Genomic DNA, 24,349 nt, shown 5'->3' with positions numbered 1-24,349 from the left:
GCCGCGATCTTGCGTAGGGTGTCGCGGGGCCGCCTAGGCCGTGCGCACCGCCCCTTCGCTGAAGGGGCCTGGCTTGGGCGCTTTTCCGCGCCCGATAGACCCAGATCAATATCCACGCCTGCCACCTGCATAGAATCGCCAGCCCCTGATTTTCGAGCTTGCGGTCATGCCCCGTTTCCCCGAACTGTTGTCGCCAGCCGGCACCCTGAAGAACATGCGCTACGCCTTCGCCTACGGCGCCGATGCGGTGTATGCCGGTCAGCCGCGTTACAGCCTGCGCGTACGCAACAACGAGTTCGACCACGCCAACCTGGCCCTTGGCATCGCTGAGGCGCACGCCCAGGGCAAGCAGTTCTACGTGGTGCTCAACATCGCCCCGCACAACGCCAAGCTGAAGACCTTCCTCAAGGACCTGGCGCCGGTGATCGAGATGGCGCCGGATGCGCTGATCATGTCCGACCCGGGCCTTATCATGCTGGTGCGTCAGCATTATCCGCAGATGCCGATTCATCTCTCGGTGCAGGCCAATACGGTGAACTGGGCCAGTGTCGAGTTCTGGCGCCAGCAGGGCCTGACGCGGGTGATCCTGTCGCGTGAGCTGGCGCTGGAGGAGATCGAGGAAATCCGCAGCCAGGTGCCGGGCATGGAGCTGGAGGTGTTCGTCCATGGCGCGCTGTGCATGGCCTATTCCGGGCGCTGCCTGCTGTCGGGCTACATCAATCGTCGCGATCCCAACCAGGGCACCTGCACCAATGCCTGCCGCTGGCAATACCAGGCCACGCCCGCGAGCGAGAACGAACTGGGCGAAATCGTCCGAGTGGTCGACCCGACCCTCGGCCAGGGCGCGCCGACCACCCAGGCCTTCGTGCTCGAAGAGGCTGGGCGGCCGGGTGAAGAAATGGCCGCTTTCGAAGACGAGCACGGCACCTACATCATGAACTCCAAGGACCTGCGCGCGGTGCAGCACGTCGAGCGGCTGCTGCGCATGGGCGTGCATTCGCTGAAGATCGAGGGGCGTACCAAAAGTCACTTCTACGTGGCGCGTACTGCGCAGGTCTACCGCCGCGCCATCGATGACGCGCTGATCGGCAAACCCTTCGACCCGAGCCTGCTGGGCAGTCTTGAGTCATTGGCGCATCGTGGTTACACCGAGGGCTTCTTGCGTCGCCATGTGCATGACGAATACCAGAACTACGCGCGCGGTAGCTCGGTGTCGGAGCGCCAGCAGTTCGTCGCTGAGCTGACCGGCGAGCGCCGTGGTGAGCTGGCCGAAGTGCGGGTGAAGAACCGTTTCGCCGTGGGCGATGGGCTGGAGCTGATGACCCCGCAGGGCAACCTGCGCTTCACCCTGGAGCAACTGGAGAGCGCACAGGGGCAGGCGCAGCAAGTGGCGCCGGGCGACGGCCATGTGCTGTACCTGCCGTTGCCGGCGGAAGTGGGGTTGGATTATGGATTGCTGATGCGCGATCTGTAGAACGGCCAAGATGGATCGCCGGCAAGCCGGCTCCTACGGGGGATTGCGTCGTAGGAGCCCGCTTGCGGGCGATGCGCTGTATATGGCCTGCTGACGCTGGCTGGCCAGTCCTTAGGGTGCGCTGTGCGCACCTTGAAGTTGCGAATAAGCTTCGTAGGGCCTGTTTACATGGCGTGTTGACGCCGGCGTTGGCTGGCCAGTTGGCGCTCCAGATCGCAAAGACTGTCGATGCCCTGACGGCGCGCCTTGCTGAACAGCATCAGCGCCAGTTCAGCGGTCACCAGGGCGTCGGCACTGGCGTTGTGGCGCTGGTGTACCTGCAGGCCAAATTCGGCGACCCACTCATCGAGCCCGCCTTGGCGAATGCGCGATTGTGGGCACAGCAGCGGGGCGATTTCGGCGACATCGAAGAACCGGTGCTGCAGGCGATAGCCCAGGCTCTGGCGCAGCGCGCGAGCCAGCATGCGCTGGTCGAACTCGGCATGAAACGCCAGCAGCGGACTGCTGCCGACGAACTCCATGAAATCCAGCAGTGCCTCGGCTGGCTCCACGCCACGGGCCACTTCGCTGGGGGCGATGCCGTGGATCAGGGTGCTGGCGCTGGCCTGGTGATCGGGGCGGTGCAGGGTGCATTCGAACTGCTCGGCGAAGTCGATGGCACCGTTGTCGATTACCACCGCGCCGATGGCCAGGACCTGATCGCGGCGCATGTTCAGGCCGGTGGTTTCCAGATCGAGGACGACGAAGCGCTGCTGGTGCAGCGGACGTTCGTCGAACGCCGCCGGAGCGCTCAAGGCCTCGCGGCGTTGCAGCTGCTGCTGGGTCAGGGCCGGACCGCGGCCGGTGAACCAGGTGAACTTGCTCATAGCTGATACCTCATGGCCAGGCTGCTCTGCAGGCGCTGCGCCTGGCGGAACGACTCGCGCAGAATACGCCGGTCCAGGTGGTTGAGGTGGTCGGGGTCGACCCGATTGGAGTAGGGCAGCTCGTCGCGTGCCTGCAGTTGATGCTGCTGCATGCGCGTCTGCTGAATGAAGTGGTAGGCCTCTTCATAGGCGGCGCCGTCCAGGGCCTCGATCACGCCCTTGGTGATCAGCGCGCGCAGGCGCTCCAGGGTGCCGACCGCACTGATGCCGTTGGCCAACGCGAGCAAACGGGCGCCGTCGACGAAGGGCGTCAGGCCCTGCACCTTGAGGTCGAGAGTGTCCTTGTCGGCGCCCGAACGGGCCACCACGAAGTCGCGGAAGCGTCCAACCGGCGGGCGGTGGCGCAGGGCGTTCTCCGCCATCATGCGCTGGAACAGGCTGTTGTTGGCGATGCGTCCGAGCAGCTCCTCGCGTAGCTGTTCGCAGCCTTCGTCCGGGCCCCAGATCGCGCGCAGGTCGAAATAGATGGTCGAGCCCAGCAGATTTTCCGGCGTGGCTTCGAGGACGAAGCCGGCGAAGCGCCGCGACCACTCCTCGCGCGACAGGCACAGCTCGGGGTTGCCGGCCATGATATTGCCCTTGCACAGGGTGAAGCCGCACTGCGCCAGGCGCTGGTTGATCTCGCGGGCGATCGGCAGCAGGCGCTCGCGGATGGCAGCAGACTCGCTGGCGCTTTCGGCCTCGAAGAGAATGCCGTTGTCCTGATCGGTGTGCAGGGTCTGCTCGCGGCGGCCCTCGCTGCCGAAGCACAGCCAGGTGAAGGGAATGCCCGGATCGCCCATTTCTTCAAGGGTCAGCTCGATCACCCGGCATACGGTGTGGTCGTTGAGCAGGGTGACGATATGGGTGATCTGCGTCGAGCTGGCGCCATGCGCGAGCATGCGGTCGACCAGCAGGCGGATGTCGCTGCGCAGCCCGGCCAGGGTCTCGACTTTGCCGGCGTGGCGGATGGTGCGTGCCAGATGCACCAGGTCGACGCGCTGCAGGCTGAACAGGTCGCGCTCGGAAATCACCCCGCAGAGTTTTTCGTGGTCCACCAGGCAGACGTGAGCGATATGCCGCTCGGTCATGGCGATGGCGGCGTCGAAGGCGCTGGCGTCCGGCGCCAGGTGGAAGGGCCTGGGGGTCATCAGGTTGCTGATCGGCTGGGCCAGGTCGACGCCGTCGGCCACCACCCGACGCAGGTCGCGCAGGGTGAAGATGCCCAGCGGCCGCTCGGCCGGATCGACGATGACGATGCTGCCGACATGCTGTTCGTGCATCAGCCGCACCGCCTCGCGCAGCGGCGTGGCGGGGGCGCAGCCGATGGGTTGGCGCATGGCCAGTTCACCCAGGCGGGTATCCAGCGAATACTGCGCGCCGAGGGTTTCCACCGCGCGCAGCTGCACCTGCTGGTTGACCTGATCGAGCAGACTGCTGACCCCGCGCAGGGCGAAGTCGCGCAGTGGGTTGGAGACGGCGAAGAGTTTGACGAAGGCAAGCTTGGACAGCAGCAGGCAGAAGGTATCTTCGGCGGCCAGGTGCTCGGTGCGCGTGGCGCGCTCGCCGATCAGCGCCGCCAGGGGAAAGCACTCGCCAGCCGTGATCTCGAAGGTGGTCTCGGTGCCACGCCGCGCACTGTGCGGGCGTTCACCGTGCACGCGGCCCTGCTTGACGATGTAGAAGTGCTCGACCGGGCCATCGCTGGGTTTGATGATCGAGTCGCCCTCGGCATAGAAGCGCAGCTGGCAGTGCTCGACCAGAAACGCCAGGTGGGCGGTGTCCATCTGGTTGAAGGGCGGAAACTTCTGCAGGAACTCCATGGTGCCGTGGATGTTCTGCAGCACCGCTGTCTTGCCCGCATCGGCCATCGCGTCGGCCTTGCTCATGGGCGTGCACCTCGCAGTTTCGGGATGTTCTCAGTGTGGCTCTGGCCCGCCGGGTTGCCCATTGCACCTAAGTAGGGTGCAGGCAGCGCCGTTTTGACGAAATTTTGACTGGTGCCCAGGCAGACTGCTCCCGCCCACGTATTCCGTAAAGAGCAAGGCATATCCATGCAGTCATCCGTACCAGCTGCCCACAAGGCGGCGCAGGTCAGTGTTGGTAGTCACCTGGCGTTCATCCTCGGCAGCGCGCTGTGCATGCTGCTGCTCTTCGCCCTGGCTCGCCTGGGGCTTCTGGCCTACAACCACGCGCTGATCGCCGATACGCCGGCCAGCACCTTCGTCGAAGCCTTTATCAATGGCGCGCGCTTCGATCTGCGCCTGATCGTCTACCTGTGCGTGCCGTTGAGCCTGTCGCTGCTCAGCGTTACGGCGATGCGTGCACGGCGGCTGCATGTGGCCTGGCTGACGTTCGCCACCAGCCTGTGCCTGTTCTTCGCCGTGGTCGAGCTGAACTTCTACCGCGAATTTCACCAGCGCCTGAACAGCCTGGTGTTCCAGTACATGCAGGAAGACCTGGGCACCGTTACCAGCATGATCTGGAACGGTTTCCCGGTGCTGCGCCTGCTGCTGGCCTGGGCCTTGGCGACGCTGCTGCTGGCCTGGCTGTTCCGCTGTATCGAGCGCGCCACGCGTGCGCGCGGGCATGCTGCGCCGCCGCGCTGGCCGGCCCGCACCGCCGTGTTCGTATTGTTCCTGCTGGTCTGCGTGGTTGCTGCCCGTGGCACCCTGCGCTCCGGCCCGCCGCTGCGTTGGGGCGACGCCTATACCACCGATTCGATGTTCGCCAATCACCTGGGCCTTAATGGCGCCCTGACTCTGGTCGACGCCGCCGAGAACTTCTTCTCCGATCACCGCGACAACAGCTGGAAGGCCACCCTGCCGGCTGACGAAGCACAGCAGATCACCCGCGACCTGCTATTGACCCCGCGCGATGAGCTGATCGACCCTGACCAGGCCGCCGTGCGCCGCGTTTACACGCCGCCGGCCGAAGGCCAACTGCCGCAGGTACGCAACGTGGTGGTGATTCTCATGGAGAGCATGGCCGGCCGCTACATCGGCGCCATGGGCAACCAGGACGGCATTACCCCCAACTTCGATGCCCTGGCCAAGGAAGGGCTGCTGTTCCAGCGCGTATTCTCCAACGGCACCCATACCCATCAGGGCATGTTCGCCACCATGGCCTGCTTCCCCAACCTGCCGGCGTTCGAATACCTGATGCGCATGCCCGAAGGTGGCCACCAGTTCTCCGGCCTGCCGCAGTTGCTCAGTGCCCGTGGTTATGACGATGTGTACGTGTACAACGGCAGCTTCGCCTGGGATAACCAGTCCGGCTTCTTCGCCAACCAGGGCATGCGCAACTTCGTCGGCCGCGACGATTTCGTCGACCCGGTCTTCATCGACCCGACCTGGGGCGTGTCCGACCAGGACATGTTCAGCCGCGGTGCCGACGAGCTGACCAAGCTCGGCAGCCAGGGCAAGCCGTTCTATGCACTGCTGCAGACGCTGTCCAACCACACGCCTTACGCGCTGCCGGAAGACCTGCCGGTCGAGCGCGTCACCGGCCACGGTTCACTGGACGAACACCTGACTGCCATGCGCTACGCCGACTGGGCGCTCGGCCAGTTCTTCGCCAAGGCGCGCCAGGAGCCCTATTTCAAGGACACCCTGTTCGTGATCCTGGGTGACCATGGTTTCGGCAACGATGAGCAGATTACCGAGATGGATCTGTCGCGCTTCAGCATTCCGCTGCTGCTGATCGGCCCTGGCGTGCAGGACACCTTCGGCAGCAGCCGCGACACCGTTGGCAGCCAGATCGACGTGGTGCCGACCATCATGGGCCGCCTCGGTCAGCCCGTGCAGCAGCAATGCTGGGGCCGCGATCTGCTGGCGCTGCCTGAGGGCGATGCCGGTGTGGCGGTGATCAAGCCGTCCGGGAGCGACCAGACCGTGGGTTTGGTGACCGGTGACAACATCCTGGTCAAACCGCGTGATCGTGATGCGCGCCTGTATCGCTACCAGCTTGGCCACGAGGCCAGTGCCGAGGTGATCGACGATGCGCAGCGGCGCAGCGATCTGGAGCGCAAGCTGTCGGCCTTCGTGCAGACCGCGACAACCAGTCTGCTGGGCAATACCACCGGGGTAACAGCGGACAAGGCAGCGCAGGCCACGCGCTAGTTGTCTGTCGCGGCTAAAGCCCCTCCCACAAAGTTGAGTGCCCTGTGGGAGGGGCTTTAGCCGCGACACTCCCCATAAAAAAACCGCCCCGAAGGGCGGTTTTTTATGGTCGAGGTGCCAGGCGAATCACAGGCCGTTCTTTTCCTTGAATTCGCGACGACGGCGGTGCAGCACCGGCTCGGTGTAGCCGTTGGGCTGCTTGGTGCCCTCGACCACCAGCTCCAGCGCGGCCTGGAAGGCGACGTTGTTGTCGAAGTCCGGAGCCATCGGGCGATACAGCGGGTCGCCCGCGTTCTGGCGATCGACCACCGGTGCCATGCGCTTGAGGCTTTCGACCACCTGCGCTTCGGTAACGATGCCGTGGCGCAGCCAGTTGGCCAGCAGCTGACTGGAGATGCGCAGGGTGGCGCGGTCTTCCATCAGGCCGACGTCGTTGATGTCCGGCACCTTGGAGCAGCCCACGCCCTGGTCGATCCAGCGCACCACGTAACCGAGGATGCCTTGCGAGTTGTTGTCCAGCTCGTTGCGGATTTCTTCTGCTGACCAGCTGGTGTCCTTGGCCAGCGGGATGGTCAGGATGTCGTCCACCGAAGCCGGGGTGCGTTTGGCCAGTTCGGCCTGACGGGCGAACACGTCGACCTTGTGGTAGTGCAGCGCGTGCAGGGTGGCGGCGGTCGGCGAGGGGACCCAGGCGGTGTTGGCGCCGGACAGCGGGTGGGCGATCTTCTGCTCGAGCATGGCGGCCATCAGGTCCGGCATGGCCCACATGCCCTTGCCGATCTGCGCACGGCCCTGCAGGCCGGTGGCCAGGCCGACGTCGACGTTGTTGTTCTCGTAGGCGCCGATCCAGGTCTCGCTCTTCATGGCGGCCTTGCGCACCACGGCGCCGGCCTCCATGGAAGTGTGGATCTCGTCACCGGTGCGGTCGAGGAAGCCGGTGTTGATGAACACCACGCGCTCGCTGGCAGCCTTGATGCACGCCTTGAGGTTGACGGTGGTGCGACGCTCTTCGTCCATGATGCCGACTTTCAGGGTGTTGCGGGCCAGGCCCAGCACATCCTCGACGCGGGCGAAGATTTCGCTGGTGAAGGCGACTTCTTCCGGGCCGTGCATCTTCGGTTTGACGATATACACGCTGCCGGTGCGGGTATTCTTGCGCGTGGTGTTGCCGATCAGGTTGTGCACCGCGATCAGGCTGGTGAACAGTGCGTCCTGGATGCCTTCCGGAACCTCGTTGCCTTCGGCGTCGAGGATGGCCGGGTTGGTCATCAGGTGGCCGACGTTGCGCACGAACAGCAGCGAGCGGCCGTGCAGGGTCAGCTCGGAGCCGTCCGGCTTGGTGTAGACCCGGTCCGGGTTCATGGTGCGGGTGAAGGTGCTGCCGCCCTTGGACACTTCCTCGGCCAGGTCGCCTTTCATCAGGCCCAGCCAGTTCTTGTAGACCACCACCTTGTCATCGGCATCGACGGCGGCGACGGAGTCTTCGCAGTCCATGATGGTGGTCAGCGCCGCTTCCATCAGCACGTCTTTGACGCCGGCGGCGTCAGTGCTGCCGATCGGGCTGGAGGCGTCGATCTGGATTTCGAAGTGCAGGCCGTTGTGCTTGAGCAGCACGGCGATCGGCGCGCTGGCCTCGCCCTGGAAACCGACCAGTTGCGCATCGTCACGCAGGCCGCTGTTGCTGCCACCCTTGAGGGCGACGACCAGCTTGCCGTCGACGATGGCATAACCGGTGGAGTCGACGTGCGAGCCGGCAGCCAGCGGCGCGGCCTCGTCGAGGAAGGCGCGGGCGAAGGCGATGACCTTGTCGCCACGGACCTTGTTGTAGCCCTTGCCCTTCTCGGCGCCACCTTCTTCGCTGATCACGTCGGTGCCGTAGAGTGCGTCGTACAGCGAGCCCCAGCGGGCGTTGGAGGCGTTCAGGGCGAAGCGCGCGTTCATCACCGGCACCACCAGCTGCGGGCCGGCCAGGCGGGCGATCTCTTCGTCGACATTGGCAGTGGTGGCCTGGAAGTCTTCCGGCTCCGGCAGCAGGTAGCCGATCTCCTGGAGGAAGGCCTTGTAGGCAGCGGCGTCATGGGCCTGACCCTTGCGCGCCTGGTGCCAGGCATCGATCTGTGCCTGCAGCTCGTCGCGCTTGGCCAGCAGGGCACGGTTCTTCGGCGCCAGGTCCTTGATGACCGCAGCGGCACCGGCCCAGAACTGGTCGGCAGCGATGCCGGTACCGGGAATGGCTTCGTTGTTCACGAAGTCGTACAGGACTTTGGCGACCTGCAGGCCGCCGACTTGAACGCGTTCAGTCATCACTTGCCTCACTCTCTCTGAGCTCTACTCAATAGCCGCTTTGGAGACGGGTTTTCCGTCTTGTAGTCCAAAGCGCGGCATACTACATCAAGATCCTGGGTAAATGCAGCGGGGTAGCGTCAGTCTGCGACCAAAAGACTATTTATGGTCACATTTAGTGCTCTTTGCGTGCATAAAAGTGCGATATTGTTCCACAAAATAAGAAAAAATCGTACACGATTAATTGAGTTGGCTGCTGACAAGTGCGCCGATATGGCCTACGCCACCTCGCCTATACTGCCTTTCAGTCATTCCGGAGCCTGCCATGACGGTATCCGCTGTTGTTGCTGCTGACCTTGTTGATCTCACCCGTCTGTTCGTCGGCTACCTACGCTTCTACCAAGTGCCGCGGGAGGCGGCGGAAGTTGCCAGCTTTCTTGGCCAGCGCCTGCAGCGCGGTGATTCGCAACTGTTCATTGCTCGCGACGAGCAGGGCGCCGCGCAGGGCTTCGTGCAGCTTTATCCCTTTCAGTCCTCGTTGGCGCTGGAACCGGCCTGGTTGCTCAGTGATCTGTATGTCGACGAACGCGCCCGCCGCTCGGGTATGGGCGAGGCATTGATGAATGCCGCCCGCGTGCATGCCGAGGCGACCGGCGCCTGCGGTCTGCAACTGGAGACGGCGAAGACCAATCTGGCCGGCCAGCGCCTTTACCAGCGTCTTGGCTACGTGCGTGACGAGCAGTTCTTCACTTACTGGTTGTCGCTACGCGGCTGACCTTCCCAATCCTGTAAACGAGTGAGGTAGTACATGGACCATCTGGTACTGACGGTGATTGCCGAGGACCAACCGGGTCTGGTCGAGCGTCTGGCCGGCTGCGTGGCCAATCATGGTGGCAACTGGCTGGAGAGCCGTATGGCGCGCATGGCCGGGCAGTTCGCCGGAATCGTGCGGGTGGATGTGCCGGCCGAGGCCCACGGCGGCCTGATCAAGGCGCTCGAAGCGCTCAGTGCACAGGGTATTCGTGTGCAGCTGGCGGCCAGCGGCAGCGAGCCGGGCGGGCGTTTCACTGCGATTCGTCTGGAGCTTGTGGGTAATGACCGACCCGGTATCGTCCGTGATATCACCCGTGTGCTGGCCGAGCAGGGTGTCAACCTGGAGAGCCTGCTGACCGAGGTGGCGCCAGCGCCGATGAGCGGCGAGTTGCTGTTCACCGCCGAAGCACTGCTGGCCGTGCCGGAAACGCTGGCGCTGGAGCAATTGCAGGCACGCCTGGAAACCCTGGCCGATGACCTGATGGTGGAGCTGAATCTGCGCGCTGAGGATTGATATCCACGGTATGCGTGGATCAGCCTGTGGATAAACTGGGGAGCCTCGGCGCACTGCCTAGTGCCCCGGGGTTTTTCATTGGCTGGCTAAAAATGCAGCAGGATCAATGGTTTGTGCACAAATGTCGGGGATGGATCTGTGGATAAGCCGGGGGTGACAGGCGCCGACCCAAGGCTGGCGCGGCCTGGCGGTGGATGGATATTTTTTGTTCAGTGAAAGAGAAGCCGGTGCGCGCAGCGCACCCTACGAGGATGCTCGGCGCGGAATCGTAGGGTGCGCCGTGCGCACCGCCGGGTTAACCGTTCGAGCGCTTGCGCAGGTTCAGCCAGATATCCAGGCTGTATACAAAAAGCCCGGCCCAGATGCAGGCGAACGCCAGCAGGGCGCTCGGCGAGAAGTGTTCATCGAACAGCAGGATGGCCTGAAGCAGTACCAGGGTTGGAGCCAGGTATTGCAGGAAGCCCAGCGTGGTGTAGGGCAGATGTCGCGCCGCGGCGTTGAAGCACACCAGCGGCACCAGGGTGATCGGCCCGGCGGCTGCCAGCCACAGTGCTTCGCTGCTGGTCCAGAAGCTTGCCTGGCTGCTCATCGCCGCAGGGTGCAGAGCCAGCCAGACCAGCGCCACCGGCACCAGCAGCCAGGTTTCCACCACCAGCCCGGGCAGTGCCGACACGGGCGCCTGCTTGCGGATCAATCCATAGAAACCGAAGGTCAGTGCCAGCACCAGCGACACCCAGGGCAGGCTGCCGACCTGCCATAGCTGCTGCAGCACGCCCAGCGCGGCCAGAGCGACGGCCAGCCACTGCAGGCGGCGCAGGCGCTCGCCGAGAATCAGCAGGCCGAGCAACACGTTGATCAACGGGTTGATGTAGTAGCCCAGGCTGGCCTCGATCATGCGGCCATTGTTCACCGCCCACACGTACACCAGCCAGTTGGTCGCGATCAGCAGGCCGCAGCCGGCCAGCACTGCCAGGCGTTTGGGATTGTCGCGCAGCTCGCGCCACCAGCCAGGGTGCTTCCAGACGAGCAGCAACAGGCCACCGAACAGCGCGGACCAGAGCACGCGGTGCACGATGATTTCCATCGCCGGGACGCTTTGCAGGGCTTTGAAGTAGAGCGGGAACAGGCCCCAGATGATGTAGGCGGTAAGGCCCAGAACGTACCCGCGTTGCGGGTTGGCGGTAGCCATCGAGAATCCTTGGTTAGGCAGCTAACGGTTGCCGCGAAATTCTAGCGCTCTGCTTCAGGGCTTGTCTGTTCGTTCAGCTTTTCCGTATACCGAAGCGCCGGCAAAGTCGTAAGGCAAACTTTACGCGGCGTGCGCAACTGTATTGGTCATACGGGGGGCGCGGTCGCTGGTAACCCTTATGCAATCCGGAGCCCTGGGATGGAACCGAAAGCATCGCGGCTGAAGCCGCTCCTACGGGGCCGGTGAACATCTGTAGGAGCGGCTGGGCGGCATTCCGCTTCAGCCGCGAAAGCTTCAGTGCGTAGCCCGGATGCAATCCGGGAACTGCGGTCCCGGATGTCATCGGCTCAGAACAGCCGCAGCGGTTCTTCATCCAGTGCGGCCATCTGTTCGCGCAGGGCGAGAATCTGGTCGCCCCAGTAGCGTTCACCGGTAAACCAGGGGAAGGCCAGGGGGAAGGCCGGGTCGTCCCAGCGGCGGGCGATCCAGGCGCTGTGATGCATCAGACGCAGGGCACGCAGGCCCTCGATCAGTGGCAGCTCGCGGGCGGCGAAGTCATGGAATTCCTGATAACCGTCGACCAGTTCGGCCAACTGGCCGAGGCGCTCATGACGCTCGCCGGCCAGCATCATCCACAGATCCTGCACCGCCGGGCCCATGCGGCAGTCGTCGAGGTCGACGACATGAAAGGCGTCGTCGCGGTGCAACAGGTTGCCTGGGTGGCAGTCGCCGTGCAGGCGAATCGGCGTATAGCGCACGCGGGCGAACAGTTCATCGAGGCGGGCGAGCAGATCGCGCGCTACCGACTCGTAGGCGGGCAGCAGGCTGCGCGGTACGAAGCCGCCGTCGAGCAGAGAGGCCAGGGCCGCATGGCCGAAGTTGTCCACCGCCAGGGTTTCGCGATGAGCGAAAGGACGGCTGGCACCGATGGCGTGCATGCGGCCGAGCAACTGGCCGAGGCGGTACAGTTGCTCGAGGTTGCCCGGCTCCGGCGCCCGGCCGCCCCGGCGCGGGAACAGGGCGAAGCGGAAGCCACCGTGCTCGAACAGCGTCTCGCCATCGCGCGCCAGGGGCGCTACCACCGGGACCTCATGCTCGGCCAGCTCGGCGCTGAAACTGTGCTCCTCGCGGATCGCCGCATCGCTCCAGCGGTCCGGGCGATAGAACTTGGCGATCAGCGGCGTTTCATCCTCGATACCGACTTGATAGACGCGGTTCTCGTAGCTGTTGAGTGCCAATACGCGGGCGTCGCTGAGGTAGCCAAGGCTCTCCACGGCATCGAGCACCAGATCCGGGGTGAGGGTGGAAAAGGGATGGCTCATGAGCGGCTCCGCGTGAGTGGGCGCCCAGTCTACCGGCTTGCGCTAAACCTAGGGCGGGTGTAACCCGCCGTTGGCGTTATTAGTCTTGCAGTAAGGCGGGGGCAACCCGCCGCTGAAATGACTGGCGGGTTGCACCCGCCCTACAGTTGCGTACCGAGCAGCACCTGACTGGCGGCGAACTGCGCGCGCACCGGATCGCCGACGCGCAGGCCCAGCTCGGCCAGGTGAGCGGATTCGAGCAGGGCGCACAGGGTCTGACCATTAGGCAGGCTGATGCGCACGTCGCTGGGGCCATCGCTGGCCGGCAGAATCTGTTCGATACGGCCTTCGAGTGCGTTGTGCTGTTCTGCACGGGGAGCCTGTAGTGGCTGCAATTCCAGCCAGCCAGCCTTGATCAGCGCGACCACGCTGCTGCCTTCGCTCAGCTGCAGGTTTTCCGTACTGTCATGGGTGATCTGCGCCTGCAGGTGGCTGCCGCCTGGTAGTTCTATGTCGATCAGATCGTTGTGCCCGTGGGCGTGAATCGCGCGCACACGGCCGGTCAGTTGGTTACGCGCGCTGGTGCGCAGCATCAGGCGGCCGAGCAGCTCCAGGTCGGCGTCGTCACCGGCGGCCTGCAGCAGTTGCACCTGCAGCGCCTGCAGGCGTTGTTGCAGTGCCAGCAGGCGCTCGCCAGCGGGTGTCAGGCGTGCACCGCCGCCACCTTTGCCGCCGACATTGCGGCTGACCAGTGGCTGCTCGGACAGGTTGTTCAACTCATCGATGGCGTCCCAGGCGGCCTTGTAGCTCAGCCCGGCGGCCTTGGCGGCGCGGGTGATGGAGCCTTGTTCGGCAATCTGCTCGAGCAGCGCCAGGCGTTTCGGGCGGCGGCTGAGCAATTGGGCGATGGAATCGAGCTGCGACATGGTTCAGGCGTGGCCAGGGAGAATGTCGGGCAAGGTGCGTGACTGCGCCTGGCGCGTCAAGTCAGCCATCGCCCGGTCGTGGCGTGCGTGCCAGGCAATACACATCGACGCGTAGGGCGCCGGCGCGACGCAGCAGGTGGGCGAGCACGCCCGCCGTGGCGCCGGTGGTGAGCACGTCGTCGACCAGCGCCAGGTGAGCGCCGGCGACCTTGGCTTGCAGTTCCAGGCTGAAGGCCTGACGCAGATTGCGCTTGCGCGTTGCGGCATCCAGCCCTTGCTGGGCGGGTGTATCGACGCGGCGCTGGAGCCATTCATGTTGCACCGGCAGGTGGAGGCTGGCGCCCAGCCAGTCGGCGAGCATCTGTGCCTGATTGAAGCCGCGTCGTCGCTGACGCTTGCGGGCCAGCGGCACTGGCAGCAGCGCCTGTGGTCGTGGCAGGCCTTCGTCATAGGCATGGCTAAGGTGTTCAGCCAGCAGTTCGGCGAGCAGACGACCGTGCGGCCATTGCGCCTGGTGCTTGAAACGGGTGATCAGGTTGTCGACGGGAAAGGCATAGCGCCAGGGCGCTTCCACACGGCTGAAACTCGGCGGCTTGTTCTGGCAGGCGCCGCAGATCATGCCGTGTGCCGGCAATGGCACCGCACAGATCTGACATTGCGCCCCGAGCCAGGGCAGTTCGGATTCGCAAGCCGTGCAGATGCTGTGCGTGGGGTGATCGGTGGTTTCGTCGCAGAGCTGGCAATGGCGCCGTTGGCGTAACCAGGCAAGGCGTTGCAGAACGGTGAGGTCAAACGGAGGCATGGCGGCTCGTCCATGAGCAGTGGTGCCTGAAGTTTAGTCAGCGTCAGCGGATGAGCCAGCCCATTACGATCAGACCGAGAAACAGCCAGATCACCCCGCCGATGATCGAGCCGCGCAACAGTGAACGAGCGCCGCTGAACAGAAACAGCAGGCCGATGATCAGCAGGATGATGCTGAAAATCGACACGTCCATGCCAATGGCCCTGGCCATACCCTGGAGAAAGTCGTCGATGGCGTCGGCCATGGCGCCCAGCACGCCGGACAGCATATCGACGATGAAACGGATGGCACGGCCCAGCGCTTCGCCGAGTCCTTCGAAAAAACCTTCTACTTGCATGCAGAACATCCTGTTGGAGGGGTAACAGGCTGTTGAAAAACTACCTGCGTTGCCATTGCTGCGTTAAAAACAGGCTCAAAATGCTCATTTACAGTTCGTAAACTCCGCTTTTTCGCCTGTTTTTGCCTTGCACTGGCTGCCTCGCCTACGTTTTTCAACGGCCTGGTAAGCATTTGGCCTTGTGCCATGACATAAGTTCTATTGGTCAATAATTGATCATATGTAAACCTGTGTCTTTGTTGTGGTTGACAGCATCCAATCGCCACTTATGATGGCCAAAGCCTGAATGCCCCGTGTGGGCCTGACAACAGATGCCACCAAGCGTCGAAGGACTTCTCAGATGAGCGCAACCGCTGCAATCACCACCCGCCACGACTGGAGCCTCGCCGAGGTTCGCGCGCTGTTCGAGCAGCCGTTCAACGACCTGCTGTTCCAGGCGCAGAGCATCCATCGCCAGCACTTCGACCCGAACCGCGTGCAGGTCTCGACCCTGCTGTCGATCAAGACCGGCGCCTGCCCGGAAGACTGCAAGTACTGCCCGCAGTCCGGCCACTACAACACCGGCCTGGACAAGGAAAAGCTGATGGAAGTGCAGAAGGTGCTGGAGGCTGCCGCTGAGGCCAAGGCCATCGGCTCCACGCGTTTCTGCATGGGTGCGGCCTGGAAGCATCCGTCCGCCAAGGACATGCCTTACGTGCTGGAAATGGTAAAGGGCGTGAAGAAGCTCGGCCTGGAAACCTGCATGACCCTTGGTCGCCTCGATCAGGAGCAGACCCAGGCGCTGGCTGACGCAGGCCTGGATTACTACAACCACAATCTCGACACCTCACCGGAGTTCTACGGCAGCATCATCACTACACGCACCTACGGTGAGCGCCTGCAGACCCTGGCCTACGTGCGCGAGGCGGGGATGAAGATCTGCTCCGGCGGCATCCTCGGTATGGGTGAGTCGGTGGATGACCGCGCCGGGTTGCTGATCCAGCTGGCGAATCTGCCGGAGCACCCGGAAAGCGTGCCGATCAACATGCTGGTCAAGGTCAAGGGCACGCCGCTGGCCGAGGAGAAGGACGTCGACCCGTTCGACTTCATCCGCACTTTGGCCGTGGCGCGGATCATGATGCCCAGGTCCCACGTGCGCCTGTCTGCCGGCCGCGAGGCGATGAACGAGCAGATGCAGGCCCTGGCCTTCATGGCGGGCGCCAACTCGATTTTCTACGGCGAGAAGCTGCTGACCACCGCCAACCCGCAGGCGGACAAGGACATGGCCCTGTTCAAGCGTCTTGGCATCAAACCCGAAGAGCGCGAAGAGCATGCCGATGAGGTGCACCAGGCGGCCATCGAGCAGGCGCTGGTCGAGCAGCGCGATTCCAAGCTGTTCTACAACGCCGCGTCGGCCTGATTCCTTTTATGTAGGAGCGAGCTCTGCTCGCGAATGACCTCCTGTCCTGGTTTTCGCTCGCGACGCTCGCTTCTACGGAAAACGTGCATGAGCTTCGATCTTGCTACGCGCCTGGCCGAGCGTCAGGCCGCCGATCTGTTCCGCCAACGCCCGCTGTTGCAGACCCCGCAGGGGCCGCAGGTGCGCGCGGACGATCAGGAGCTGCTGGCCTTCTGTTCCAACGACTATCTCGGCCTGGCCAACCACCCCGAAGTGATCCGCGCCATGCAGCACGGCGCGGAAAAATGGGGCGTCGGTGGCGGCGCTTCGCATCTGGTTATCGGCCACAGCACGCCGCACCATGAACTTGAAGAAGCACTGGCCGAGTTCACCGGCAGGCCGCGTGCGTTGCTGTTCTCCACCGGCTACATGGCCAACCTGGCGGTCGTCACTGCCTTGCTCGGGCAGGGCGACAGCGTGCTGCAGGACCGTCTCAATCACGCCTCGCTACTCGATGCCGGCCTGCTCTGCGGCGCGCGTTTTTCTCGCTACCTGCACAACGATGCGGTGAGCCTGGCCAACCGCCTGCGCAAGGCTACGGGCAACTGTCTGGTGGTCACCGATGGCGTGTTCAGCATGGACGGCGATCTGGCCGATCTACCGGCATTGTGTGCCGAGGCGCGCGCCACGCAGGCCTGGGTGATGGTCGACGACGCCCATGGCTTCGGCCCGCTGGGCGCTACCGGCGGCGGTATCGTCGAGCACTTCGGTCTGGGCCAGGATGACGTGCAGGTGCTGGTCGGTACGCTGGGCAAGGCATTTGGTACCGCCGGCGCCTTCGTTGCCGGCAGCGAGGAACTGATCGAGACCCTGATCCAGTTCGCTCGCCCCTACATCTACACCACCAGTCAGCCGCCAGCGGTGGCCTGCGCCACGCTGCAGAGCCTGGAGCTGCTGCGCAGTGAACACTGGCGTCGGGAGCATCTGAACCGACTGATCGCACGCTTTCGTCAGGGCGCTGCCGAAATCGGCCTGAGCCTGATGGACAGCCCCACGCCGATTCAGCCGATTCTGGTGGGCGACAGCGCGCGGGCGCTGAAACTCTCGTCCCTGCTCAAGGATCGCGGCCTGCTGGTGGGCGCCATCCGCCCGCCGACCGTGCCTGCTGGTAGTGCCCGCTTGCGCGTGACGCTGTCCGCTGCGCACAGCGATGCGCAGCTCGAGCTGCTGCTCGAAGCGCTTGCCGAGTGCTGGCCGCAGGTGCAGACCGATGCGTGAGACGCTGATTCTATTGCCGGGCTGGGGCCTGGACGGCGCCTTGCTGCAGCCGCTGGCCAAGGCGCTGGGTGGCGATATGCAGGTGCAGGTGTCGGCCTTGCCGCGCCTGAGCAGTGCGGCAGCGGCCGATTGGCTCGACGAGCTGGATACGCGTTTGCCACATGATTGCTGGCTGGCCGGCTGGTCGCTCGGCGGCATGTTGGCCGCTGCCCTGGCGGCACGTCGTGGCGAGCGTTGCCGTGGCCTGATCACCCTGGTCAGTAACGCCTGTTTCGTCGCCAGCGCTGCCTGGCCGACGGCAATGCCAGCGCAGACCTACGCAGCCTTCTATGAGGGTTGCCAGGAGAGCGCCGGCGCTACGCTCAAACGCTTCGCCATGCTCTGTGCCCAAGGCTGCGCCGACACGCGCGGTCTGTCACGACAGCTGCAGAACCATCTGGCGTCCAGCGACGAGCCATCCTTGCTGGCCGGGCTGCGCTTGCTGGCGACTCTCGACAATCGCGCGGCGCTGGCGGCTTTCACCGGGCCGCAATTGCACCTGCTGGCCGAGCAGGACGCTCTGGTGCCGGCGGCGGCCGGTGACGCGCTGCTGGCGCTGCTGCCAACGGGTGAGGTGGACGTGCTGGAAGACTGTGGTCACGCCTTCGTACTTGACCAGGCGGATGCTCTGGCGGCCTTGATGCTCGATTTCATCTGCGAGGCCAACGATGTCTGAGCTGCGTGGGGTACGTGGTACGGACCCGCTTTACCAATCCCTTGGTGCGCACGATGCACCCTACGGTGATGCGGCGTTGCCGGACAAACGTCAGGTCGCGGCGTCCTTTTCCCGCGCGGCGGAAAGTTACGATGCAGTGGCCGAGCTGCAGCGCAACGTCGGCACCCAACTGTTGGCGCGGTTGCCGACCTCGCTGCGGCCACGTCGTTGGCTGGACCTGGGCTGCGGCACGGGCTATTTCACCCGAGCCCTGGCCGAGCGTTTTGCACAAGGCGAAGGGCTGGCTGTGGATATCGCCGAGGGCATGCTTCGCCACGCCCGCCCGCAGGGCGGTGCTGCACATTTCATCGCTGGCGATGCCGAGGCTCTGCCGCTGCAGAGCGACAACGTCGAGCTGTTGTTCTCCAGCCTGGCGCTGCAATGGTGCGCTGACTTCCCGCGCGTGCTGAGCGAAGCGCAGCGGGTGTTGCACCCCGGTGGTGTGCTGGCGTTCTCCAGCCTGTGCGTCGGTACCCTGCAGGAGCTGCGTGACAGTTGGCTGGCGGTCGATGGTTTCGTCCACGTCAATCGTTTTCGCCGCTTCGAGGATTACCAGCAGCTGTGCGCGGCAAGCGGCCTACAGCCGCTGACGCTACAGCGTCAGGCCGAGGTGCTGCACTTCGCGGATCTGCGCAGCCTGACCACCTCACTCAAGGACCTCGGCGCGCACAACCTCAATCCGGGGCGACCGGGCGGATTGACCGGGCGCTCACGCATTCGTGCGCTGATCGAGGCTTACGAGTGTTTTCGCCTGCCTCAAGGGCTGCCGGCGACCTATCAGGTGGTGTACGGCGTGCTGCAGAAACCTTCATAGGCGCGAGCCTCGCTCGCCAACACGCTTCGCGAGCAGAGCTCGCTCCTACGGGAAGATCAGATGACCCAAGCCTACTTCGTCACCGGAACGGATACCGAAATCGGCAAGACCACTATTGCCGCTGGCCTGCTCCATGCGGCGCGCCAGCAGGGTCTGAGCACCGCAGCGGCCAAGCCGGTCGCTTCCGGTTGCATGCGAACCGCCGATGGGCTGCGCAACGACGACGCGCTGGCCTTGCTCGCCCAGTGTTCGTTGCCGCTGCGCTATGAAGAGGTCAACCCGCTGGCCTTCGAGCCGGCCATTGCCCCGCACCTGGCGGCCCGTGAAGTGGGCGTCAAACTGGATGTCGCCAGCCTGCTGCCGCCAGTACGGGCGATCCTGGCCAAGGGCGCGGACTTCTCTCTGGTGGAGGGCGCAGGCGGCTGGCGCGTACCGCTGGCCGGCGAGGAAAACCTGTCAGACCTGGCGATGGCGCTGGGCATTCCGGTGATTCTGGTGGTGGGTGTGCGCCTGGGTTGCATCAACCATGCATTGCTCAGTGCCGAAGCCATCGAGCGGGACGGGCTCAGGCTGGCCGGCTGGGTGGCCAATATCGTCGAGCCGAAGACCTCACGCCTGGAAGACAATCTCGCCACCCTCAGCGAGCGGCTGCCAGCGCCGTGTCTGGGGCGTGTGCCGCACCTGGGCAAAGTGACGGCCGCGGCGGTGGCGCAGCACCTCAATCTCGAGTTGTTGGCAGACTGGTAATAAACAGTAAAGTGACCATAGCCTTTTGCCTGTACGTTTTTTAGCCGTTTTCTGCTTCAATACTCGTCATTAGGTTCTATATCTCTCAGGGGGCTGCCGATGGAAATCTCCGCCAACGCATTCAATTCGGGTTTGAACGGTATTCAGGCCGGTCAACGTCGTGTCGAACAGGCAGCCGGTGATATCGCCAGCAACACCATCAACCCTTCTCAGCAGACCACGCAGACCCCGCCGCAGAATCAGGTCAACCCGAGCTCACAGGTTTCCGAGCGTAGCCGTCCCGACCTGACCGAAAGCCTCGTCGCACTGCGTGTCGGTGAAAACGAAGTGCGCGCCAATGCGCGTGTCGTCGACACGGCTGACGAGGTGCTAGGCACCCTGATCGATACCCGCGCTTAAGTTGTCTCACCCCGGCCGCGCGGATGCGGCCAGTGGCGGGGCAGGAGGGCGCTCATGCAGATTGGCAGCAGCCTGCCACCTTTCCTCTCCGCGCCGTCCGCCAGTTCGGCGAGACCGCTGTCGTCCGATGTTTCCCCTGATATTGCCCGTGCCGACCAGGCGCCTGTCGCCGCGCCACAGGAGCAACAGGCCGACTCCGCTGCTTCCGGCCGAGAGGAGGCGGATCGCGATACCAATTCATCGACACCTGCAGGCGAGGCCGAGCCAAGCCCCCAGGAGCAGCGCCAGCAGCAGCTGGAAATCGCCGATCTCGTGCAACGTGACCGCGAGGTGCGCACCCACGAGCAGGCGCACGCGGCCGTTGGTGGGCAATACGCCGGTGCGCCCACCTACAGCTTCAAGCGCGGCCCTGATGGGCAGCGTTACGCCGTGTCCGGCGAAGTCAGCATCGATACCGCTCCCATCCCCAATGATCCCGAAGCGACGTTGCGCAAGATGGAAATCGTCCTGCGCGCAGCACTTGCGCCCATCGAACCTTCCCCGCAGGACCTGCGTGTAGCTGCTCTGGCTCAGGCGCAGGCGGCGCAGGCGCGCGTCGAACTGGCTGAGCAGCGCCGAGAGGAAGCCACCAACGCCGTCGAGCAGCGCAAGGCACGTGAAGAAGCCAGACAAGCGGATGAGCAGCCCGCCGAGCAGTCGCAGCAGGCTTTGCCGCCAGCGCCTAATCTTGATCTGTATCGGCGTCTGGGTGAGTTGCCAGCGCCGGAGCCTCGCATCGATCTGGTCGCGTAGCCGGCCGATTGGCAGCGCTTGACAAGGGGTTGGCGTAAACGTATGTTTCAAACGCCTGTTTGATTGCTTCGGCCGCAGCCTCGTGGCCAGGCAGCCGGGAGTGATCCCGAGAGCGACCGCCAAGACGGTCACCCCAACTACTAGGAATCCACCGCAGAGGTTTACCGTTATGCCTGACTACAAGGCCCCCTTGCGTGACATTCGTTTCGTTCGTGACGAGCTGCTGGGCTATGAAGCGCACTACCAGAGCCTGCCTGGCTGCCAGGACGCCACTCCGGACATGGTCGACGCCATCCTCGAAGAAGGCGCCAAGTTCTGCGAGCAGGTGCTGTCGCCGCTGAACCGTGTGGGTGACACCGAGGGCTGCACCTGGAGCGAATCCGGCGTGAAAACCCCGACCGGCTTCAAAGAGGCCTATCAGCAGTTCGTCGAGGGCGGCTGGCCGAGCCTGGCGCATGACGTCGAGCACGGCGGCCAGGGTCTGCCGGAATCCCTCGGTCTGGCCATCAGCGAGATGGTCGGCTCGGCCAACTGGTCCTGGGGCATGTACCCGGGCCTGAGCCATGGTGCGATGAACACCATCGGTGCTCACGGTACCGACGAGCAGAAGCACACCTACCTGACCAAGCTGGTTTCCGGCGAGTGGACCGGCACCATGTGCCTGACCGAGCCGCATTGCGGCACCGACCTGGGCATGCTGCGCACCAAGGCCGAACCGCAGGCCGACGGCAGCTACAAGGTTTCCGGCACCAAGATCTTCATTTCCGCTGGTGAGCACGACATGGCCGATAACATCGTCCATATCGTTCTGGCCCGCCTGCCCGATGCACCGGCCGGTACCAAAGGTATCTCGCTGTTCATCGTGCCGAAGTTCCTGCCCAATGCCGAAGGCGGCGTAGGCGAGCGCAACGCCGTTTCCTGCGGTTCCATCGAGCACAAGATGGGCATCCACGGTAACGCCACCTGCGTGATGAACTTCGATGGCGCCACCGGCTACCTGATCGGCCCGGCCAACAAAGGCCTGAACTGCATGTTCACCTTCATGAACACCGCTCGTCTGGGTACCGCGCTGCAAGGCCTGGCCCATGCCGAAGTCGGCTTCCAGGGTGGCATCAAGTACGCTCGCGAGCGTTTGCAGATGCGTTCGCTGACTGGCCCGAAAGCGCCGGAAAAAGCCGCTGATCCGATCATCGTGCATCCGGACGTACGCCGCATGCTGCTGACCATGAAGGCGTTCGCCGAAGGCAACCGCGCCATGGTCTACTTCACCGCCAAGCAGGTGGACATCGTTCAGCACAGCCAGAACGAAGAAGAGAAGAAAGCCGCCGACGAACTGCTGGCTTTCCTGACTCCGATCGCCAAGGCCTTCATGACCGAAGTGGGCTTCGAAGCCGCTTCCCACGGCATGCAGATCTACGGTGGCCACGGCTTCATTAGCGAGTGGGGCATGGAGCAGAACCTGCGCGACTGCCGCATCTCGATGATGTACGAAGGCACCACCGGCGTTCAGGCGCTCGACCTGCTGGGCCGCAAGGTGCTGATGACTCAGGGCGGCGCCCTGAAGAACTTCACCAAGATCGTGCACAAGTTCTGCCAGGCCAACGAGGGCAACGATTCCGTCAAGGAATTCGTCGAGCCGCTGGCCAAGCTGAACAAGGAGTGGGGCGACATCACCATGAAGATCGGCATGGCCGCGATGAAAGATCGCGAGGAAGTCGGTGCCGCCTCCGTGGACTACCTGATGTACTCCGGCTACGCCTGCCTGGCCTACTTCTGGGCCGACATGGCGCGTCTGGCTGCCGAGAAGCTGGCTGCCGGTACTGATGACGAGGCTTTCTACAAGGCCAAGCTGCAGACCGCTCGCTTCTACTTCGCGCGCATCCTGCCGCGCACCCGTACGCATGTCGAAGCCATGCTGTCGGGCGCCAGCAACCTGATGGAGATGGAAGAAGAGCACTTCGCTCTGGGCTTCTAAGACTGGCTCTGAGCCATCTCTTTCGGTTGAATCACAACGCCGCCCCTCGGGGCGGCGTTGTCGTTTTTGCGCCGGGTACTGAAGGGAATGTCGCATCCTGTCGCTGTTTTCAACAGGTGAAGCAGGCAGAATGCATTCATCTCTCGCCCAGGATGTCAGCGTGATCCGTCCGGCCAATTTGCGCCTCAGTCACTTCTTCTCGTCGCTGCCTTTGCTGGCCGGTGGGATAGTGGCTGCTCTGCTGCCAGGGCTGAGCGAGTTCTTCATCTCCCTGTTCAATGTATTGCCGACGCTGCTGTTGTTGCTCGGCGGTGCGTTCTGTCTGGTCTATGGCCGTCAGCGCGAGGTGTTTCTGCTGCTGGCGCTGTATGTCGGCTACTTCCTGCTGGATATCCAGGTCGATCACTTCCGTGACAATGGCCAGATACGCGGCGATGCAGCTCTGGTCTTTCACCTGATCTGCCTGTTGCTACCACTGCTCTATGCCCTCTACGGCTGCTGGGAGGAGCGCTCGCACCTGGCGCAGGACATGTTCGCCCGCGCCTTGGTGCTGCTGGCGGTCAGCGCAGTGGCTTTCGGCTTGACGCGCCGTTATCCACAGGGTATCGCCGACTGGCTGGCACAGATTCACTGGCCGTCGCTGCATGGTGCCTGGATGAACCTGGCGCAACTGGTCTATCTGGCGTTCCTGCTCGCTTTCATCGCGCTGTCAGTGCAGTACCTGCGCAAGCCCAGGCCGCTGCACGCGGCGCAATTGGTGGGGCTGTGCGGTCTGCTGTGGATGTTGCCGCAGGTGTTCATCCTGGCCAACGCGTTGCAGGTGATGATCAGCATGGTGATGCTCATGCTGGTGGCTGCAGTGGCGCACGAGGCCTACCAGATGGCCTTTCGTGACGAGCTCACCGGGCTGCCTGGGCGGCGGGCGCTCAACGAGCGCCTGCAGCGCCTGGGGCGTGATTATGTGATCGCCATGGTCGACGTCGATCACTTCAAGAAATTCAACGATACCCACGGCCATGATGTCGGCGACCAGGTGCTGCGCCTGGTCGCCGGTCAGCTGCGCAAGGTTGGCGGTGGCGGCAAGGCCTACCGCTATGGCGGTGAGGAGTTCACCTTGCTGTTTCCCGGCAAGAGCGTGGAGCAATCCCTGCCGCACATCGAGGCAGTGCGTATGGCCATCGAGCAGTACCGCATGCAACTGCGTGATCCGCAAAACCGCCCGCGTGATGACCGCGAAGGCAAGCAGCGCCGGGCCGGCAAGGCCGCCAGCGAGGTGTCGGTGACCGTGAGCATGGGCGTCGCCGAACGTCAGGCCGAGCAACGCACGCCGCAGGAAGTGATCAAGGAGGCGGACAAGGCGCTGTACAGCGCCAAGGCCGCCGGGCGCAATTGCATCCGTAGCGCCGGCCAGCGTCGCGGGGCTGTGAAGCTGGCCTCCGGGCGCGAATAGCTGCGCTGGCAGACGAGCGGTCAGCAGAGGTTTTCCTTGGCCTCAGTCAATCAGATAGTTAGTGACTGGCTGTGAATTACTGGTCACAACAAGACCC

21 protein-coding genes are annotated in these 24,349 nt (G+C 64.0%); 13 read left to right on the top strand and 8 right to left on the bottom strand.

The annotated features are described in order from the left end of the window. The first annotated feature begins 166 nt into the window (after positions 1–166). Positions 167–1,474: a prephenate-dependent tRNA uridine(34) hydroxylase TrhP gene (gene trhP, locus BLT86_RS16335; protein WP_092378107.1), complete on the top strand. Its 1,308-nt coding sequence runs from the start codon at positions 167–169 to the stop codon at positions 1,472–1,474. A gap of 164 nt (positions 1,475–1,638) precedes the next feature. Here trhP and BLT86_RS16330 read toward each other — a convergent pair whose 3' ends face one another. Both BLT86_RS16330 and BLT86_RS16325 read right to left on the bottom strand, forming a co-directional pair. Beyond that, complete coding sequence (locus BLT86_RS16330) at positions 1,639–2,340, bottom strand: 3'-5' exonuclease (RefSeq protein WP_075750232.1); 702 nt, start codon at positions 2,338–2,340, stop codon at positions 1,639–1,641. Next, positions 2,337–4,268 (bottom strand): putative nucleotidyltransferase substrate binding domain-containing protein, encoded by a 1,932-nt coding sequence (locus tag BLT86_RS16325; protein WP_092378104.1) that lies wholly within the window; start codon positions 4,266–4,268, stop codon positions 2,337–2,339. Before BLT86_RS16325 ends, BLT86_RS16330 begins: the two co-directional genes overlap by 4 nt. Before the next feature lie 165 nt (positions 4,269–4,433). Between BLT86_RS16325 and BLT86_RS16320 the strand changes: the two genes are divergently transcribed. Beyond that, positions 4,434–6,500 (top strand): LTA synthase family protein, encoded by a 2,067-nt coding sequence (locus BLT86_RS16320; protein WP_092378101.1) that lies wholly within the window; start codon positions 4,434–4,436, stop codon positions 6,498–6,500. Between the two features lie 126 nt (positions 6,501–6,626). Here the strand turns inward: BLT86_RS16320 and BLT86_RS16315 are convergent, their stop codons facing one another. Next, positions 6,627–8,804, bottom strand: a complete 2,178-nt coding sequence (locus BLT86_RS16315) for a malate synthase G (protein ID WP_092378098.1) — start codon at positions 8,802–8,804, stop codon at positions 6,627–6,629. A gap of 304 nt (positions 8,805–9,108) precedes the next feature. Between BLT86_RS16315 and BLT86_RS16310 the strand changes: the two genes are divergently transcribed. Together BLT86_RS16310 and BLT86_RS16305 are read left to right on the top strand one after the other, a co-directional pair. Then, a complete protein-coding gene (locus BLT86_RS16310; RefSeq protein WP_092378095.1) occupies positions 9,109–9,558 on the top strand; it encodes a GNAT family N-acetyltransferase in 450 nt (149 codons plus the stop codon). A 33-nt stretch (positions 9,559–9,591) separates the two neighbouring features. Then, the gene (locus BLT86_RS16305) at positions 9,592–10,110 is read left to right on the top strand and encodes a glycine cleavage system protein R (RefSeq protein WP_092378092.1); all 519 of its coding nucleotides are present in this window, start codon (positions 9,592–9,594) and stop codon (positions 10,108–10,110) included. A gap of 295 nt (positions 10,111–10,405) precedes the next feature. Here the strand turns inward: BLT86_RS16305 and rarD are convergent, their stop codons facing one another. The 5 genes from rarD to BLT86_RS16280 form a co-directional block, all read right to left on the bottom strand. After that, positions 10,406–11,299 (bottom strand): EamA family transporter RarD, encoded by an 894-nt coding sequence (rarD, locus tag BLT86_RS16300; protein ID WP_092378089.1) that lies wholly within the window; start codon positions 11,297–11,299, stop codon positions 10,406–10,408. A gap of 347 nt (positions 11,300–11,646) precedes the next feature. Further along, on the bottom strand, positions 11,647–12,621 hold the full coding sequence (locus tag BLT86_RS16295) for a serine/threonine protein kinase (protein WP_003463838.1): 975 nt from the start codon (positions 12,619–12,621) through the stop codon (positions 11,647–11,649). A 140-nt stretch (positions 12,622–12,761) separates the two neighbouring features. After that, the gene (locus tag BLT86_RS16290) at positions 12,762–13,526 is read right to left on the bottom strand and encodes a TOBE domain-containing protein (RefSeq protein WP_003463837.1); all 765 of its coding nucleotides are present in this window, start codon (positions 13,524–13,526) and stop codon (positions 12,762–12,764) included. Between the two features lie 61 nt (positions 13,527–13,587). Beyond that, entirely contained in the window at positions 13,588–14,328 is a 741-nt protein-coding gene (locus BLT86_RS16285; RefSeq protein WP_092378087.1) for a ComF family protein, read from the bottom strand. A 43-nt stretch (positions 14,329–14,371) separates the two neighbouring features. Further along, the gene (locus BLT86_RS16280; protein ID WP_017675774.1) at positions 14,372–14,665 is read right to left on the bottom strand and encodes a hypothetical protein; all 294 of its coding nucleotides are present in this window, start codon (positions 14,663–14,665) and stop codon (positions 14,372–14,374) included. Positions 14,666–15,005: 340 nt separating this feature from the next. On the opposite strand from BLT86_RS16280, the gene bioB reads away from it, so the two are divergent. The 9 genes from bioB to BLT86_RS16235 all read left to right on the top strand — a co-directional run bounded on the left by bioB (position 15,006) and on the right by BLT86_RS16235 (position 24,252). Beyond that, positions 15,006–16,064 (top strand): biotin synthase BioB, encoded by a 1,059-nt coding sequence (gene bioB / locus BLT86_RS16275; RefSeq protein ID WP_092378084.1) that lies wholly within the window; start codon positions 15,006–15,008, stop codon positions 16,062–16,064. 87 nt (positions 16,065–16,151) lie between these two features. Next, positions 16,152–17,321: an 8-amino-7-oxononanoate synthase gene (gene bioF / locus BLT86_RS16270; RefSeq protein WP_092378081.1), complete on the top strand. Its 1,170-nt coding sequence runs from the start codon at positions 16,152–16,154 to the stop codon at positions 17,319–17,321. Continuing rightward, a complete protein-coding gene (locus BLT86_RS16265; protein WP_092378078.1) occupies positions 17,314–18,036 on the top strand; it encodes an alpha/beta fold hydrolase in 723 nt (240 codons plus the stop codon). Before bioF ends, BLT86_RS16265 begins: the two co-directional genes overlap by 8 nt. Further along, positions 18,029–18,889 carry a malonyl-ACP O-methyltransferase BioC gene (gene bioC, locus BLT86_RS16260; RefSeq protein ID WP_231976547.1) on the top strand — a complete coding sequence of 287 codons (861 nt, stop codon included), beginning with the start codon at positions 18,029–18,031 and terminating at the stop codon, positions 18,887–18,889. Before BLT86_RS16265 ends, bioC begins: the two co-directional genes overlap by 8 nt. A gap of 60 nt (positions 18,890–18,949) precedes the next feature. Next, on the top strand, positions 18,950–19,636 hold the full coding sequence (bioD, locus tag BLT86_RS16255; RefSeq protein WP_092378075.1) for a dethiobiotin synthase: 687 nt from the start codon (positions 18,950–18,952) through the stop codon (positions 19,634–19,636). 99 nt (positions 19,637–19,735) lie between these two features. Continuing rightward, positions 19,736–20,035 carry a hypothetical protein gene (locus BLT86_RS16250; protein WP_064495135.1) on the top strand — a complete coding sequence of 100 codons (300 nt, stop codon included), beginning with the start codon at positions 19,736–19,738 and terminating at the stop codon, positions 20,033–20,035. A gap of 54 nt (positions 20,036–20,089) precedes the next feature. Beyond that, entirely contained in the window at positions 20,090–20,827 is a 738-nt protein-coding gene (locus BLT86_RS16245) for a putative metalloprotease CJM1_0395 family protein (protein WP_092378072.1), read from the top strand. A gap of 169 nt (positions 20,828–20,996) precedes the next feature. Next, positions 20,997–22,802 (top strand): phenylacyl-CoA dehydrogenase, encoded by a 1,806-nt coding sequence (locus BLT86_RS16240; RefSeq protein WP_059392303.1) that lies wholly within the window; start codon positions 20,997–20,999, stop codon positions 22,800–22,802. 130 nt (positions 22,803–22,932) lie between these two features. Next, entirely contained in the window at positions 22,933–24,252 is a 1,320-nt protein-coding gene (locus tag BLT86_RS16235) for a GGDEF domain-containing protein (RefSeq protein ID WP_408003005.1), read from the top strand. Positions 24,253–24,349: the final 97 nt, after the last annotated feature.

It is taken from the genome of Pseudomonas sihuiensis, assembly GCF_900106015.1.
In the GTDB taxonomy this organism is placed as follows: Bacteria; Pseudomonadota; Gammaproteobacteria; order Pseudomonadales; family Pseudomonadaceae; genus Aquipseudomonas; species Aquipseudomonas sihuiensis.
This window is presented reverse-complemented; position numbering and strand designations above follow the sequence as displayed.

Coding starts and splice junctions, on each gene's coding strand:
- trhP (WP_092378107.1), top strand. CDS start 167: ATGCCCCGTTTCCCCGAACTGTTGTCGCCAGCCGGCACCCTGAAGAAC.
- BLT86_RS16330 (WP_075750232.1), bottom strand. CDS start 2,340: ATGAGCAAGTTCACCTGGTTCACCGGCCGCGGTCCGGCCCTGACCCAG.
- BLT86_RS16325 (WP_092378104.1), bottom strand. CDS start 4,268: ATGAGCAAGGCCGACGCGATGGCCGATGCGGGCAAGACAGCGGTGCTG.
- BLT86_RS16320 (WP_092378101.1), top strand. CDS start 4,434: ATGCAGTCATCCGTACCAGCTGCCCACAAGGCGGCGCAGGTCAGTGTT.
- BLT86_RS16315 (WP_092378098.1), bottom strand. CDS start 8,804: ATGACTGAACGCGTTCAAGTCGGCGGCCTGCAGGTCGCCAAAGTCCTG.
- BLT86_RS16310 (WP_092378095.1), top strand. CDS start 9,109: ATGACGGTATCCGCTGTTGTTGCTGCTGACCTTGTTGATCTCACCCGT.
- BLT86_RS16305 (WP_092378092.1), top strand. CDS start 9,592: ATGGACCATCTGGTACTGACGGTGATTGCCGAGGACCAACCGGGTCTG.
- rarD (WP_092378089.1), bottom strand. CDS start 11,299: ATGGCTACCGCCAACCCGCAACGCGGGTACGTTCTGGGCCTTACCGCC.
- BLT86_RS16295 (WP_003463838.1), bottom strand. CDS start 12,621: ATGAGCCATCCCTTTTCCACCCTCACCCCGGATCTGGTGCTCGATGCC.
- BLT86_RS16290 (WP_003463837.1), bottom strand. CDS start 13,526: ATGTCGCAGCTCGATTCCATCGCCCAATTGCTCAGCCGCCGCCCGAAA.
- BLT86_RS16285 (WP_092378087.1), bottom strand. CDS start 14,328: ATGCCTCCGTTTGACCTCACCGTTCTGCAACGCCTTGCCTGGTTACGC.
- BLT86_RS16280 (WP_017675774.1), bottom strand. CDS start 14,665: ATGCAAGTAGAAGGTTTTTTCGAAGGACTCGGCGAAGCGCTGGGCCGT.
- bioB (WP_092378084.1), top strand. CDS start 15,006: ATGAGCGCAACCGCTGCAATCACCACCCGCCACGACTGGAGCCTCGCC.
- bioF (WP_092378081.1), top strand. CDS start 16,152: ATGAGCTTCGATCTTGCTACGCGCCTGGCCGAGCGTCAGGCCGCCGAT.
- BLT86_RS16265 (WP_092378078.1), top strand. CDS start 17,314: ATGCGTGAGACGCTGATTCTATTGCCGGGCTGGGGCCTGGACGGCGCC.
- bioC (WP_231976547.1), top strand. CDS start 18,029: ATGTCTGAGCTGCGTGGGGTACGTGGTACGGACCCGCTTTACCAATCC.
- bioD (WP_092378075.1), top strand. CDS start 18,950: ATGACCCAAGCCTACTTCGTCACCGGAACGGATACCGAAATCGGCAAG.
- BLT86_RS16250 (WP_064495135.1), top strand. CDS start 19,736: ATGGAAATCTCCGCCAACGCATTCAATTCGGGTTTGAACGGTATTCAG.
- BLT86_RS16245 (WP_092378072.1), top strand. CDS start 20,090: ATGCAGATTGGCAGCAGCCTGCCACCTTTCCTCTCCGCGCCGTCCGCC.
- BLT86_RS16240 (WP_059392303.1), top strand. CDS start 20,997: ATGCCTGACTACAAGGCCCCCTTGCGTGACATTCGTTTCGTTCGTGAC.
- BLT86_RS16235 (WP_408003005.1), top strand. CDS start 22,933: ATGCATTCATCTCTCGCCCAGGATGTCAGCGTGATCCGTCCGGCCAAT.